Genomic DNA, 13,959 nt, shown 5'->3' with positions numbered 1-13,959 from the left:
TGGTTCGGCCCGTGACACGGTGCGGCACGTCGACGCCGTTCCCGTGGGATTCGAGAAGCGACCGTCGGCGGAACCGGCATCCGACGGGCGATCGCGGGCTCGTCGTCGGTCCGGGGACCGCCGATCAGGGACGTCCGCGGCGACACGTCGGCCCGGCGCGGCGGGCTCATGCCATCGGAGAACAGAGCCCGGCGTACGGGCCTGACGAGGGCGCATGTCGTTCCTTTTCGGCAGGTCTCTCGACCTCGTGAATCTTTTCCGGCGGTTCTTCGTCATAACGGGCGAAGGCGCTCGTCCCTTCAGAGGAACCCGCAGGATCTCCGGCCGTCCACCATGAGCGCCGGGGCCTGATCGCCGCGAGACGAACGGAGCACCCGCCGATGACCCAGCACGATCACGCGTTCCCCGCCGGCAGGAGAGGCTCCGACACGATCACTGGGCCTGCCCCGTCGCCGCGTGCACCGGGTGACGAGCCCGGGGATGCCCGCGCCGGTCGGGCGGCGGCCGGCGCGTCCCGGACCGCGCTGCCCGCGCACCCTCGGAACGCCTCGGCCCGACCGCTGCCCCCGCGTCCCCAGCCCCCTCGGCCCGCTCCGCCGCGTCCCACGGCCCCACAACCGAGGTCGTCGGCCGACGCGCGGCGGCGCCGCCCCGCACCGGGCACGGTCGACGAGGCGCTGGACGTCCTCACCCGCCGCGGATTCACCGCCTCCCACGCTCCCGGCGACGACCAGGTGCCTTTCACGCTGCTCTACACCTACGGCTGGCCCGGATACGTCGACGCCGTCCATCTACGTGCCGAGGACGACACCACGGCCGTCCGTTTCCGATCGTCCGGCTGTCGCTGCGCTGGTCCGGCAGCGCTCGACGACGACCTGGTGTGGCGGAGCGAGGGCGACTTCCTCAGCGTGGTCGGCGAGCTGATCGAGCTGCCCGCACCAGGAGAGCGCGGCGCGCCCGAGCATGCTCTGCGGGTGCCCGGCGGACTCTGGGTTCCGCGGGGCTCCGGCGCCCTCGCCTTCCACTGAGCGGTCACGGGAGGCACCGATCCGCCCGATGAGCGGCCGCCGCGGCCGGTGCCCGGTGCCCGCGCCCGGCCGGCCCGCTCCTGAACCACGCCGAGCGCGGATCGCGTCTGCCCCCGACGTGACCGTGTGACCAGCAGCCTGCCGAAGGGGAGGTGATGCACGACGACGGTCCTCGACAGTGAGTGAACTCCAGCGGTCGCGGCTCGTCGACGACACCCGGGACCCTGCGCCGACCCCGCCCCGTCAGGAAGGTGGTGCCCACGAACGAGTCCCCTCGGCCGCGTGCGGCCGTGCACCGACCGCTCACCGGGAGTCATGTGGTGTCGTAAGGGGCAAGCACCCGCTCCGTCTCGGGATCAGGAGGCCGCCCGCCATGTCCGGCTCGCCGCACCCGACGCCGTCGCAGACCGCGTCCCCGCATCCGACGTCGTCGCAGACTCCGTCGGCGACCAAGGCCACGGCCACCGGCCTGCTGGCCGCCATCGCCGACGTCGGGTCGGACCGCCGCCGAGGCGGCTTCTCCCGACACGGCTACGACCACGCCGAACTCGACCTGCGCGCCTGGTTCGTCGAGCAGGCCCGGCGGCGAGACCTCGATGTCCGCACCGACCGCAACGGCAACATCTGGGCATGGTGGGGGAGGCCGGGACCCGACGCCGTCATCACCGGCAGTCACCTCGACTCCGTGCCCGGCGGCGGTGCCTTCGACGGCCCGCTGGGCGTGGTGAGCGCGCTGGCCGCCGTCGACGAGCTACGAGCCAAGGGCTTCACGCCGCGCAGGCCGCTGGCGCTCGTCGTGTTCGCCGAGGAGGAGGGCGGCCGTTTCGGCGTCGCGTGTCTCGGTTCGCGGCTGCTCGCGGGCACCATCGACCCGGCGAAGGCCGCGGCGCTGCGCGATCCCGACGGGGTGAGTCTCGGCGAGGCGATGACCGCCGCAGGCCTGGACCCCGCCGGGCTCGGCCGGGATGACGAGGCCCTGTCGCGGATCGGCTGTTTCGTCGAGCTGCACGTCGAGCAGGGCCGCGGCCTGATCGACCAGGCCGCCCCGGTCGGCGTCGCATCCTCGATCCTCGCGCACGGCCGCTGGCGGTTCTCCTTCACCGGCGAGGGCAATCACGCGGGCGCCACGCCCATCGCCGACCGTCGGGACCCGATGCTGTCGGCCGCCGGACTGGTGCTGGCCGCTCGGCGGATCGCCGCCGAGGTCGAGGGCGCCAGGGCCACCGTGGGACGTCTGGTGCCCAACCCCGGCGGCACCAACGTGATCGCCTCCTCGGTGGATCTGTGGCTCGACGCCCGCGCCGAGGACGACGCCAGGACGCGGACCGTCGTGGATCGCATCCGAGAGGCCGCGACGGAGGCGGCCGAGGCGGAGGGCTGCGCGGTGCGGATCACCGAGGAGTCCTACGGCGACACCGTCGTCTTCGACTCGACCCTGCGGGACGACCTGTCCGCCGCGTTGGGCGGCGTCCCCGCCCTGCCGACCGGGGCCGGTCATGACGCGGGAGTCCTGGCGGCCCGGGTGCCCACGGCTATGCTCTTCGTGCGCAACCCGACGGGGGTGAGTCATGCCCCCGCCGAACATGCGGAACCTGAGGACTGCGAGGCCGGCGTGCAGGCACTGACCACTGTCCTGGAGAAGCTCGCGTGATGCGTTGCTGGGCGCCCTACGCACTTGTCGGCGGCGATGCTCCCCGCGTGGAGTGGGGCGTGCTGCTGGAGATCGCCGACGGACGGTTCCACACCGTCCGGCCGGGGGTGGCGGCCCCGCCGGACGCCGCCCGGCTCGACGGCCTCGCCGTGCCGGGTTTGGCCAACGCCCATTCCCACGCCTTCCACCGCGCGCTGCGGGGCCGGACCCACGTCGGCGGCGGAACCTTCTGGACGTGGCGCAAGCAGATGTACGCGCTCGCCGAACGGCTGAATCCCGAGAGCTACTACCGGCTCGCGCGCGCCGTGTACGGCGAGATGGTGTTGGCGGGCATCACCAGCGTCGGCGAGTTCCACTACCTGCATCACGACATCGGCGGCATCCGGTACGACGACCCCAACGAGATGGGGCTCGCGCTGGTCGCCGCCGCCAGGGACGCCGGGCTGCGGATCACGCTGCTGGACACCTGCTATCTGGCGGGCGGCTTCGGCAAGCCTCTGGAGGGCGTGCAGCTGCGTTTCGGCGACGTCGACGCCGACGGCTGGGCGGTGCGGGCCGAGGCCCTGCTCGCCCAGCTGACCGACCGACCCGGCGTCGACCCCTACCGGGTGCGGATCGGCGCGGCCGTCCACTCGGTGCGCGGCGTGCCCGCCGAGGCGTTGAGCGTCGTCGCGGGCTGGTCGCGGCGATTCCACGCGCCGCTGCACGTCCACCTCTCCGAGCAGCGCGCCGAGAACGACGCCTGCCAGGCCACGCACGGCGTCAGCCCCACCCGGCTCCTCGCCGAGCACGGGGTGCTCGGTGAGCTGACCACCGCCGTGCACGCCACGCACCTGAGCGTCCCCGACATCGAGCTGCTGGGCTCGACCACCACCGGCGTCTGCCTGTGTCCCACCACCGAACAGGATCTCGCGGACGGCATCGGCCTGGGCCGCGCTCTCGCGGACGCGGGCTCGCCGCTGTCCCTCGGCAGCGACGGACACTCGGTCATCGACCTGTTCACCGAGGCCAGGGCCGTGGAGATGCATGAGCGGCTGCGCACCGAGACCCGCGGCCACTTCAGCGCGGCGGAACTGTGGACCACGGCGACGGCGACGGGACACGCCTCGCTCGGCTGGGCGTCCACCGGGGTGATCGAGACGGGCGCGCGGGCCGACCTGGTGACGTTGGACCTGGACGGCGTGCATCTGGCAGGCATCGAGCCCGCCGCGGCGATCTTCGCCGCGACGGCGGGCGACGTCCGCGACGTGATCATCGAGGGCAGGCCGGTGGTGCGGGACCGCACGCACCTCACGCTCGGCGATCCGGCCGCGTTGATGCGCGAGGCCATCGAGGAGCTGCGGCGATGACGAGCATCCTGATCACCGGCATCGGCGAGCTGACCACCAACGACGACGAGCTCGGCAGGCTCGCCTCCGCCGCGATCGTGCTCGACGGCGACCGGGTCGCCTGGGTCGGCTCGGCCGCGTCGGCGCCCGACGCCGACGAGCGGGTCGACGTGGCGGGCCGCGCCGTCCTGCCGGGGTGGGTGGACAGCCACACCCACCTGGTGTTCGCGGGCGACCGCACCGCCGAGTTCGAGGCCAGGATGGCGGGGGCGGCCTACCAGGCAGGCGGCATCGCCGTGACCGTCGGCGCGACCCGAGCGGCGACGGACACGGAACTGGCCGACGGACTGCGACGCCACCTGGCCGAGGCAGCCGCGCAGGGCACCACCTGCGTGGAGACCAAGACCGGCTACGGGCTGACCGTCGAGGACGAGGTGCGGGCGGCGCGGATCGCGGCGGAGCAGGCCGACGAGGTCACGTTCCTCGGCGCGCATCTGGTGCCGCCGGGCACCGACGCGCGGGAGTATCTGGACCTGGTGTGCGGCCCGATGCTCGTCGCCGTCGCGCCGCACGTCCGATGGGCCGACGTGTTCTGCGAGACCGGTGCCTTCGACGAGGAGCAGTCGCGCCGGGTGCTGCGCGCGGCGGCCGATCAGGGGCTCGGACTGCGGGTCCACGGCAACCAGCTCGGGCGCGGCCCCGGCGTGCGGCTCGCGGTGGAGGAGGGCGCGGCCAGCGTCGACCACTGCACGCATCTCGCGGACTCCGACATCGCCGCGTTGGCGGGCTCCACGACGGTGGCGACGCTGCTGCCCGCCTGCGACCTGTCCACTCGTCAGCCGTTGCCGCCCGGCCGGGAACTCCTCGACGCGGGCGCGACGGTGGCGCTCGCCTCGAACTGCAATCCGGGTTCGTCGTACACGTCGTCGATGGCGTTCTGCGTCGCGACCGCGGTGCTGCAGATGGGATTGAGCGTCGAGGAGGCGGTGCGGGCGGCGACGTGGGGCGGGGCCAGGGCGCTGCGGCGGGAGACCGGCGACGGCGCGGTCGGGGTGCTGCGGCCCGGTGCCCGAGCCGACGTCCACGTCCTGGACGCGCCCTCGGTGACGCACCTGGCCTACCGACCGGGCGTCCCGCTCACGCATGCCGTGTGGCGCAAGGGCATGCGGGTGCGTTGACCCGGGCAGGGTCGGCCTCGGCGAGCGGGACGGGCGCGGACGAAGTCGAGGACACGCCGGCTGCGGCGTCGTCGGACGGGTGCGGTACCCGGTGTCGGGCCGTGAGATCAGCTCGTCGGTCCGGACGTCATCTCCCTCGATTCGAGACGTGAGCGTGTCGGATCGCTGCCGCGTAGTAGTACAACGGCCGTCGACGCCATCACGGCAGCCGTGGCACCGTGCACGCCGAGGGCCACCGCGGGCGATCCGCCGTGGGAGAGGACGATGAGGACGTCGCCGATCGGGATGATCGTCGCTCCGAGCAGGTACCAGGCCAGGACCCGGTGGGTGCCGACGGCCAGGATCAGCAGGCCGATCAGGCCCGAGGCGATGTCCCGGAGGCCCTTGGCCGCGAGGTAGGCCTCTCCGCCGCCCGTCGTGGCCGGGATGCCGAAGCCGATCGCGGCCTGTCCCGGCGCCAGCAGGAACCGGCTGCCGATGGCGATGATGCCGAGGGCGAGCAGGACCGCCACACCGAGGGCCAGACGTCTGAGCCGCACACCGCCTCCAATTCTAGCGTTGCTAGATTTTGTGTCGACGCTACATTCAAGTGGAGTCGAATGCTAGCGTCGCTAGAATCCAGACCGTGTCCATCGCGCAGCGCCGAGAACGGGAGCGGGCCGACCGCCGTCGGCTGATCGTGACGACCGCCAGGGAACTGGCCGAGGCCGAGGGCTGGGACGTCGTCACCACGCGCCGACTCGCCGAGCGGATCGAGTACAGCCAGCCCGTCCTCTACAGCCACTTCAGCGGCGGCAAGGACGAGATCATCGCCGCCGTCGCGTCGGAGGGCTTCGCCGAACTGGCCGTCACGCTGCGGAAGGCCTCGGCCGACGGCGGCGCACCGAGGGACGCGCTGGCCGCCGCTGTCGCCGCCTACGTGGACTTCGCCACGGCCAACCCGGCCGTCTACGACGCGATGTTCGTCCGGACGACCGAGCTGGCCTTCGGAACCGAGGACACGCCTGCTCCACTGCGCGAGGCCTTCGACGCGGTGCGGGCGGTGTTCGCCGCCGTCGCCGACGGCCGAGACGTGGAGACGCTGACCGAGATCGGCTGGAGCGCCGTCCACGGCCTCGTCATGCTCGACCGAGGCGGGCGGCTGCGCCCCGGAGAGCGGCGACGACGCCTGACGATGTTGGCCGCCCAGTTCGGCGCCGTGCCGGTGTCCGGGTGACCCGACGAGTCTCGCAGTCCTGAGGACGTCATGACCTCATCCGCCACGGCGTGACCCGAGCGCACGTCGGACTCCGTTTCAGGCCAGGAGTGCCGGGGCCTGCCGTGACGCTGACGGAGTTGGTCGAGCGGCCCCCGGCGCGTGTCCGGGCTGGTGGGTGAGGCGTGGCGGGGCGCCGAGCGGCGTCTCCCGGTCCTGCCTGGGCTGGCACCCGAATACCCCGGAAAGGGGCCACTGGTCTGAGTTTTCACTGGCCAGGCGCGGTAGCGGTGGGGTGAGTGTGGATCTTTAGGCTGGTGCGGTTCGGGTTGGTGATCGTACTGGGGTGGCGGGTTGACGGCGATCGATCGGACCGCGTACCCGCGGTTCAAGCGTGTGGTGTCGTCGAAGGAGTTGGCGGAGGCCTTCACGCCGTCGCAGGCCGAGGTGGTGTGGGCCCGGTCGAAGGTGCGGTCCGGGGCGCCCGAGCAGGTGGTGGCGCTGCTGGTGTGGCTCAAAGCGCACGCGCGGCTGGGGTACTTCCCGAAGTTGGATGCCGTGCCGCGGGTGGTGGTGGAGCATGTCGCGGCCGCGCTCGGCGTTGGCGCGGACGTGGTGGCCCGGGTGGACGCGGTGCGGACAGCGAAGCGGTACCGCGAGTATGTGCGGGAGTTCCTCGGGGTGCGGTACGAGGCGACCCTCGTGCGGAAGATCGCCGAGGAAGCGGTGCGGGAGGCGGTGACGAAGAAGGACAACCCGGCGGATCTGATCAACGTGGCGCTGGATGAGCTGGTGCGCCAAGGCTGCGAGCTGCCGGGGTACACGACACTGGACGCGATGGTGGCGGGCATCCGCACCGAGGTCAATGGCGGGTTGCAGGCCACCGTGTACGGGCGGATGGGGTGGGAGGCCCGCGCCCGGTTGGAGCGGTTGCTGGTGGTGGACCCGGCGACGCGGCGCAGCGAGTTCGACCGGATGAAGGATCCAGCGCCGGCGGCGACGGTGTCGAAGTTCCGGGCCCGGCTGGCACGGTTGCAGGGCCTGGACGCAATCGGCCCGACCGAGGAATGGCTGGCCGGTGTCACGGCCGCGAAGATCGCCCACTTCGCCGGGGAGGCCCGGGTCGCCGACGCCGATGACATGCGTAAGACCAGTGAGGCGAAACGGTTCACGCTGCTGGCGTGCCTGGTGCATCAGGCACGGATCGAGACCCGTGACGACGTGGTGACGATGTTCTGCAAGCGGATCGCGGCGGTGCACAAACGCGGCAAGGACAAGCTGGACGAGCTGCGCGAGGCGCACCGGGGAGAAACCGAGCGTCTGATCGGGGTGCTGGGCAAGGTGGTCGCCGAGGCCCGCGACGCCACCATGGTCACCGCGCGCGGGCGGGGCCGTCCGGTGGGGGTGGCGCGCCGGGAGCAGCAGCTGGGGCGCTCGGTGCTGCACACCCTCGATGGCGAGGGCGGGATCGACCAGGTTCGCCGCGGCACTGGAGGCGGTGACGGCCTATCACGGCAACAACTATCTGCCGCTGCTGGAACGGTTCTATCTGCCGCACCGGCCGACCCTGTTCGACATGGCCGCCTCGCTGGAGCTGGTCGCGACCAGCGCGGACCGGGACGTGCTCGACGCGCTGGAGTTCGTGCGGGAGGTGCGGGACCGGCGCGCCGAGTGGATCCCGGACACCGTGGCCGTGGAGCGGGACGGGGCCATGGTGACGGTGCGGGCCCCGGTGGAGAACTTCGCATCACACGCGTGGCGGAAAGTGTTGCTGGACAAGCACAAGCCGGGGATGGTGGCACGACGGCACCTGGAAGTGTGCGTGTTCTCCCACCTCGCCGCGGAGCTGCGGTCCGGCGACATCGCGGTGGTGGGCGCGGACTCCTACGCCGACTTCACCGCGCAGCTGCTGCCGTGGGAGGACTGCGAACCGCGGCTGGCCGAGTTCTGCGAGCAGGCCGGGATCCCCGCCGGCCCGGACGAACTGGTGGCGCATTTCCGGGAACAGCTGGCCGACGCGGCCGAGACGACGGACGCGGGGTTTCAGGCCAACACCGATCTGCGGATCGTGGACGGCCGCCCGGTGCTCACCCCGCGCCGCGGCGGCGAACGCAGCACCTCGGCGATCGCGCTCGAGCAGGCGATCCATCAGCGGCTCCCGGAGCGCAGCCTGCTCGACATCCTGACCCGCACCGCGTACCTGACCGGCTGGCACCGCCATCTCGGGCCCGCGTCGGGGTCGGACCCGAAGATCCGCGGGGACCGGATGGGCCGCTACGTGCTCACCGCCTACGCCTACGGCACCAACCTCGGCGCCACCGAGGTCGCCCGGCACATGCGCGGCACCGTGTCCGCGCACGAGATCTCCACCGCGGGAAACAAGCACTCCACCGCGGGCAAGGTCGCCCGCTGCTCCACCGACGTGATCAACGCCTTCGCCGAGCTGGACGTCGCAGGGGTGTGGGGCGACGGGAAGGTCGTCGCGGTCGACGGCTCGCAGATCGACACCTGGGAGAACAATCTGCTGGCCGAAACCCACATCCGATATGGCGGATACGGCGGAATCGCCTACCGCCACGTGTCCAACACCTATATCGCGCTCTTCTCCTGATTCGTGCCCTGCGGCACGTGGGAAGCGATCCACATCGTCGACGGGCTGCTGAACAACGATTCCACGATCGACCCTGACACCATTCATGCCGATACCCAAGGCCAGTCCCTTCCGGTTTTCGGTCTCGCCGCGCTGCTCGGGTTCGATCTGCTGCCCCGCATCCGGAACTGGGCGGACCTGAACTTCTACCGGCCCGACGCGGCGGCCGGCTACACCCACATCGACAGCCTCTTCGGCGACGACGTCATCGACTGGGACCTGGTCAAACGCCACTGGCAGGACTTGATGCGCACGACGATCTCCATCCGCGAGGGCGCCGTCTCGTCGGTGACGCTGCTGCGACGGCTGGGCAACCATTCCCGCAAGAACCGGCTCTACCGCGCGTTCCGGGAACTCGGGCGGGCCATCCGCACGATCACGCTACTGCGTTTTCTGAACGATCCGCAGTTGCGGGAACAGATCACCGCGATCACTAACAAAGCCGAAGGGTTCCACAAATTCTCCGACTGGATCATGATCGGCGGCGTTCTGGGGCACAATGACCCGGACGTGCACGAACGGATCGTGAAATTCAACGAGCTGGCCGCCAATTGCGCGATCTATTCCTCGGCGCTGGACATCACCGACGCCGCCAACCAGCTCGCCGCCGAGGGGCACCCGGTCGACTTCGACGACCTGGCCACGGTGACGCCGTACCTGACCCACACCATCCGCCGCATGGGCGACCTGGTCCTCGACCTTGCCGAGCCCGAGCAGCCGCAGACCCGGCTCGATCTCGAACCGAAGGTACTCTTCCGCGCCGGCGCCTGACCGTGCTCCCGAGGGCCCGGCAGGGTGCACGGTAGAGCGTTACTGCTGGTCGGGGGCCGGTCATCCAGCTTGACTTGGAGCGCGCTCCAAGTCCTAGCGTCGGAGGCGTTCGTCAGCCATCGAGGTACCGCCCGGTCCGCCGGGCAGGAGGAGGATCTGCGCATGATCACCCGAACCACGCTCGGCTCGCCCGGTCTCACCGTCAGCGCGATGGGCCTGGGGTGCATGGGGATGAGCGAGAGCTACGGCGCCGCCGACTGGGACGGCGGCCTGGCCACCATCGACCGGGCCCTGGAGCTGGGCATCACGTTCCTGGACACCGCCGACGCCTACGGCACCGGGCACAACGAGGTGCTGGTGGGCCGGGCCATCCACGGCCGCCGGGACCAGGTGCAGCTGGCCACCAAGTTCGGCATCGACCGCAGCGCCGGCGACCGGGCACGCCGCATCCGCGGTGCCCGGGACTACGTGCTGCGCGCCTGCGACGCCTCGCTGCTGCGGCTGGGCGTCGAGGTGATCGACCTGTACTATGCCCACCGCCCACCCCAGGACGTGGAGATCGAGGAGACCGTCGGGGCGATGGCCGAGCTGGTCGAGGCGGGCAAGGTCCGCCATCTGGGCCTGTCCGAGGTCGACGGCGAGCTGCTGCGCCGGGCGCACGCGGTGCACCCGATCGCCGCGGTGCAGAGCGAGTACTCGCTGTGGACCCGCGACGTCGAGGCGGTCACCCCGGTGATGGCCGAGCTGGGGGTCGGGCTGGTGCCGTACTCGCCGCTGGGGCGGGGGTTCCTGACCGGCACCCTGGACCGCTCCACGCTGGGCGAGAAGGACTTCCGGCGCACCAACCCCCGCTTCGCCGGCGAGGCGGGCGAGGCCAACGAGAAGATCGCGCAGACCGTGCGCGAGGTGGCCGACCGGCTGGGTGCCACCCCGGCCCAGGTGGCGCTGGCCTGGGTGTACGCCCAGGCCGAGCGGCTCGGGGTGGCGGTGGCGACCATTCCGGGCACCCGAAGCCCGGCCCGGCTGGAGCAGAACGCGGCCGCGCTGGAGCTCACCCTGGACGCCGAGGCGCTGGCCGCGCTGGACCCGCTGAGCGACCAGGTGATGGGCGAGCGCTACACCCCCGCGCACACCGCTGAGGTCGCTCGGGGTTAGCCGGTGGGCTCGACGCACACGACGTCCAGCTCGACGACGTCGTTGACGTCGCGCCCACCGGTGACCTCGCCGGTCACGACCAGCCGGGGTCGGGCCAGCGGTGCCCCGTCCTGCTCGACGGCCAGGATCGCCCCGGTTGCCGGAGCCCGGGGCGATCCTGGCCGTAGGAGACCAGCGCCCCGGTACCCGTCCGCGCCCACCGCGAGCACGCCGACGCTCAGCTATGTGTCGTCAACCGGTCCTTTGACGACAGGCGGTCCGGGGTGCTCACTGGATCGGCAGGACGGCCGGGATACGACGGTCGGCGCGGCGCCGGAATCCAATGCGAGCCAATGAGCGATGAAGACAGGGTTTGACGACAGGTAGGGTGGGTGCGCGGCCGCGTCCGGCGGCCGGAAAGCGGGGAGGGTCGTGTCGGAGCTGGTCTACGCGCGGGTGTCCACCGACGAGCAGAGCACCCAGCGGCAGACCCACCTGCTCGCCGAGGCTGGGCTCGTCGACGGCGCGGACGGTGTGCGGTTGTTCTCCGACCCGGCGACGTCGTCGAAGATCCCCGCACTGGAACGCGAGAGCTTCCGCGAGCTGGCCGGCTACACCCGGCCCGGCGACCGGCTCACTGTCTCCGAGCTGTACCGGTTGTGCCGGGACCTGGCCGACATCCTCGCGGTCCGGGAATGGTGCCGCGCCCACGACGTGAAGCTGCGGGTGCTGTCCGGCGCGCTGTCGGGCATCGTCGACCTGGCCGCCACCGACGCGACCACCACCATGCTGGTCAACATCCTGGTCTCGGTCGGGCAGTTCCAGCGTGACCTGCAAAACGAACTCACTCGCGACGGACTCGCGGCGGCGTGGGCGACCGGCGCGAAGTCCGGGCGCAGGCCACGCCTGGCCGAGCTCGGCGTCCTGGAGGAAGTACGGCAGGCCTTCCGCGACGGCGCGAGCGTCGCCGCGATGGCCCGCGAGCACGGCGTGAGCCGGGTCGCGATCCGCACCGCCGTCGCCGACCTGATGCCCGGCCGGTCCGAACAGCCGGTGGCCGCCGTCATCGACGAGCCGCGGCCGGTGCGGATCGAGATCCCCGGCAAGATCGCACGGCACCTGACCGAGCGCGACGGCTTGGGCGAGGCCGAACGCCACGCCTTGCGGCGCGGCCGCGAGGTCCGCCGCGGCCAGGGCTACAGCCTGCACGTCACCGCCCTGACCGACGTGCACCGGGCCCTGCTCGCCGCCGCGGCGACGCTGGGCACCGACCAGGCGTCCCCGGCCGAGCGCAAGGCCTACCGGGTCTATGCGGAACGCCTGAACACCACCCCGGCGTGATCGCTCGATCGGTCACCCCTGACGGCGCCGGGGCGCTGATCATCTCCGGGCACGGATCTCATCCGTGACGAGGTGGGCTGGCTCGATGGCGAGGCGCTCGGCGCGACCCAGTGGCCCCTTTCCGGGGTATTCGGGTGGCAGCCCCTGCCTGACCTGTGTCGATCCCCGCCGGCGGGCGGTCTCGCTTCTCGAGCAGCGCCTGATGTGCGGGTGGTGCTGCTCTGGTACCGGTACGCGAGCGGCCTGACCTTCTCGCAGGGGCGAGGCCGGCGAGAGTCGCGGCTTCGCCCGACGGCATGGCCGGCTCGTCGTTCCCCGTGCCTGCGAAACGACGGACCGGGGATGCCCTCGAAGGAGGCGTCGGACCCGGCTGCGTCTCGTTCCGACGGCGGCCGGTCGTACCGTCGGCGACCCCGGTCCGCTAATACAGGTAGGCGTTCCTCGTGAAGGCGTAGTCGGCGAGATAGTCGATCTTGAGGGCGACGGGCGATTCGGCCTTGATTCGAGCGGCCAGCGTCTTTCCGCGTTCGACCCAGGCCGCTTCGGCCTCTTCACTGGGAAACCCCGAGTTCCGGGGATCGTCCGGCCGATAGGTGTCCTGGTATTCGGCGTCCCAGGCGGTGAGGTCGGCGACGAGACCGTCGGGAAGGCGGAGGTCGCGTTGTGCCTCGCGGATGGTGTGGTTGTTCAGGCGGTCTTCCTCCGGGTGGTAGTAGAACGGATCCTCCTGCCATCCGGTGAGCAGGCTGACGTCGATGGACCGCGCCGTGTCGGGTTTCCGTGACGGCGGATAGAGCTGGTCGAGTGGTCTCTGTCGGCGGCCGAAGAGACAGGCGCCCTTGTCGATCACGCCATTGGCGCGGTAATCGACGCTGGCGATGACGGGCGACTCGGCCAGGATTCGGGCGGCCAGCACCTTGCCGTGTTCCAGCCAGGCCTTCTCGGCCTCGGGCGAGGGGAATCCGCCTTTCGACCAGATATAGCCGTCGGGATCGTAGGTGTCCTGGTATTCGGCGTCCCAGGTGGTGACGTCGGCGATGAGACCATCGGGCAGTCGGAGATCGTCGCGCGCTTCCTCGATGGAGTGGTTGGCGAACCGTTCTTCGTAGTAGAAGAACGGGACATCCCGCCACCGGGCCAGCAGCGACACTTTGAGGGGGAGTTCGAACACGTCAGCCTCTCCGGTGCATTCTGAGTGCTCGCGACATTCTGTGGTCATCGCCGCGGTCGGAGCAAGGGGGCCGGTTCGCCGGATCGGCGAATGCGGCCGCGGTGAGGGCGTCGGCGAGTCAGGGCAGGGCGGTCGGCGTCGAGTCTCGCGATGTCTTCGTACCTGCGCCTCAGCGCCTCAGCGCGGAGTGTCGGGTGCGGGGACGCCGGCCCGATCGCCGGGGTGCGGTCCAGGTGCGGGAGGATGTGGACCACGCGGAGAGTGAGGGGCCGTGTCGTGACGGTGATGGACGTGCTCGGGCAGCTGCGGCGAGCGCATGAGCTGTTGACCCAGGCGTGGCGGGCCGTCGAGCACGCCGAGGCGGCGATCGTCGAGGGCGACGTGCTGTTCCGCACCACCACCGCCGGTTCGGCCGCGTCCGAGGTGGCGGGGGCCGCGCGATGCGCCTCGGCGGCACTGGCGGATCTCCGGTGCGGCACGGGCGCCATCGGCGGGGCGTAGGACGTCATCGA

General features: G+C 71.6%; 11 protein-coding genes and 2 pseudogenes. 10 read left to right on the top strand and 3 right to left on the bottom strand.

Features of this window, described 5'->3' with window-relative positions; all coding sequences use genetic code 11:
- The first annotated feature begins 734 nt into the window (after positions 1 to 734).
- The 4 genes from AHOG_RS28915 to hutI all read left to right on the top strand — a co-directional run bounded on the left by AHOG_RS28915 (position 735) and on the right by hutI (position 5,185).
- The gene (locus AHOG_RS28915) at positions 735 to 1,028 is read left to right on the top strand and encodes a hypothetical protein (RefSeq protein ID WP_157737027.1); all 294 of its coding nucleotides are present in this window, start codon (positions 735 to 737) and stop codon (positions 1,026 to 1,028) included.
- Between the two features lie 373 nt (positions 1,029 to 1,401).
- Positions 1,402 to 2,679 carry an allantoate amidohydrolase gene (locus tag AHOG_RS24350; RefSeq protein ID WP_093943403.1) on the top strand — a complete coding sequence of 426 codons (1,278 nt, stop codon included), beginning with the start codon at positions 1,402 to 1,404 and terminating at the stop codon, positions 2,677 to 2,679.
- The gene (locus AHOG_RS24345; protein WP_093943402.1) at positions 2,679 to 4,028 is read left to right on the top strand and encodes a formimidoylglutamate deiminase; all 1,350 of its coding nucleotides are present in this window, start codon (positions 2,679 to 2,681) and stop codon (positions 4,026 to 4,028) included. The genes AHOG_RS24350 and AHOG_RS24345 overlap by 1 nt, the downstream gene beginning before the upstream one ends.
- Entirely contained in the window at positions 4,025 to 5,185 is a 1,161-nt protein-coding gene (gene hutI / locus AHOG_RS24340) for an imidazolonepropionase (RefSeq protein WP_093943401.1), read from the top strand. The genes AHOG_RS24345 and hutI overlap by 4 nt, the downstream gene beginning before the upstream one ends.
- Before the next feature lie 107 nt (positions 5,186 to 5,292).
- Here the strand turns inward: hutI and AHOG_RS24335 are convergent, their stop codons facing one another.
- Positions 5,293 to 5,724, bottom strand: a complete 432-nt coding sequence (locus tag AHOG_RS24335; RefSeq protein ID WP_211290492.1) for a DUF4267 domain-containing protein — start codon at positions 5,722 to 5,724, stop codon at positions 5,293 to 5,295.
- Between the two features lie 86 nt (positions 5,725 to 5,810).
- Between AHOG_RS24335 and AHOG_RS24330 the strand changes: the two genes are divergently transcribed.
- The 4 genes and pseudogenes from AHOG_RS24330 to AHOG_RS24320 all read left to right on the top strand — a co-directional run bounded on the left by AHOG_RS24330 (position 5,811) and on the right by AHOG_RS24320 (position 10,956).
- Positions 5,811 to 6,401 (top strand): TetR/AcrR family transcriptional regulator, encoded by a 591-nt coding sequence (locus AHOG_RS24330; RefSeq protein ID WP_093943400.1) that lies wholly within the window; start codon positions 5,811 to 5,813, stop codon positions 6,399 to 6,401.
- Positions 6,402 to 6,776: 375 nt separating this feature from the next.
- Positions 6,777 to 7,166 (top strand): annotated as a pseudogene (locus tag AHOG_RS29665) (DUF4158 domain-containing protein); the annotation flags it as partial.
- 667 nt (positions 7,167 to 7,833) lie between these two features.
- A pseudogene (locus AHOG_RS30155) lies at positions 7,834 to 9,801 on the top strand (transposase).
- A 162-nt stretch (positions 9,802 to 9,963) separates the two neighbouring features.
- Positions 9,964 to 10,956 carry an aldo/keto reductase gene (locus tag AHOG_RS24320; RefSeq protein ID WP_093943399.1) on the top strand — a complete coding sequence of 331 codons (993 nt, stop codon included), beginning with the start codon at positions 9,964 to 9,966 and terminating at the stop codon, positions 10,954 to 10,956.
- Here AHOG_RS24320 and AHOG_RS24315 read toward each other — a convergent pair.
- Positions 10,953 to 11,165 carry a hypothetical protein gene (locus tag AHOG_RS24315; protein ID WP_093943398.1) on the bottom strand — a complete coding sequence of 71 codons (213 nt, stop codon included), beginning with the start codon at positions 11,163 to 11,165 and terminating at the stop codon, positions 10,953 to 10,955. The genes AHOG_RS24320 and AHOG_RS24315 overlap by 4 nt on opposite strands.
- Positions 11,166 to 11,367: 202 nt before the next feature.
- Between AHOG_RS24315 and AHOG_RS24310 the strand changes: the two genes are divergently transcribed.
- A complete protein-coding gene (locus AHOG_RS24310) occupies positions 11,368 to 12,276 on the top strand; it encodes a recombinase family protein (protein WP_093943397.1) in 909 nt (302 codons plus the stop codon).
- A 421-nt stretch (positions 12,277 to 12,697) separates the two neighbouring features.
- On the opposite strand, the gene AHOG_RS24305 is transcribed toward AHOG_RS24310, so the two are convergent.
- The gene (locus AHOG_RS24305; protein ID WP_093943396.1) at positions 12,698 to 13,447 is read right to left on the bottom strand and encodes a hypothetical protein; all 750 of its coding nucleotides are present in this window, start codon (positions 13,445 to 13,447) and stop codon (positions 12,698 to 12,700) included.
- Positions 13,448 to 13,723: 276 nt separating this feature from the next.
- Here AHOG_RS24305 and AHOG_RS24300 point away from each other — a divergent pair, with 276 nt between their 5' ends.
- Positions 13,724 to 13,948, top strand: a complete 225-nt coding sequence (locus AHOG_RS24300; protein ID WP_093943395.1) for a hypothetical protein — start codon at positions 13,724 to 13,726, stop codon at positions 13,946 to 13,948.
- Positions 13,949 to 13,959 lie beyond the last annotated feature (11 nt).

Source organism: Actinoalloteichus hoggarensis (assembly GCF_002234535.1).
GTDB classification, from domain to species: Bacteria; Actinomycetota; Actinomycetes; order Mycobacteriales; family Pseudonocardiaceae; genus Actinoalloteichus_A; species Actinoalloteichus_A hoggarensis.
The sequence above is the reverse complement of the archived record's forward strand: the minus strand, read 5'-3'. Positions and strand labels throughout refer to the sequence as shown.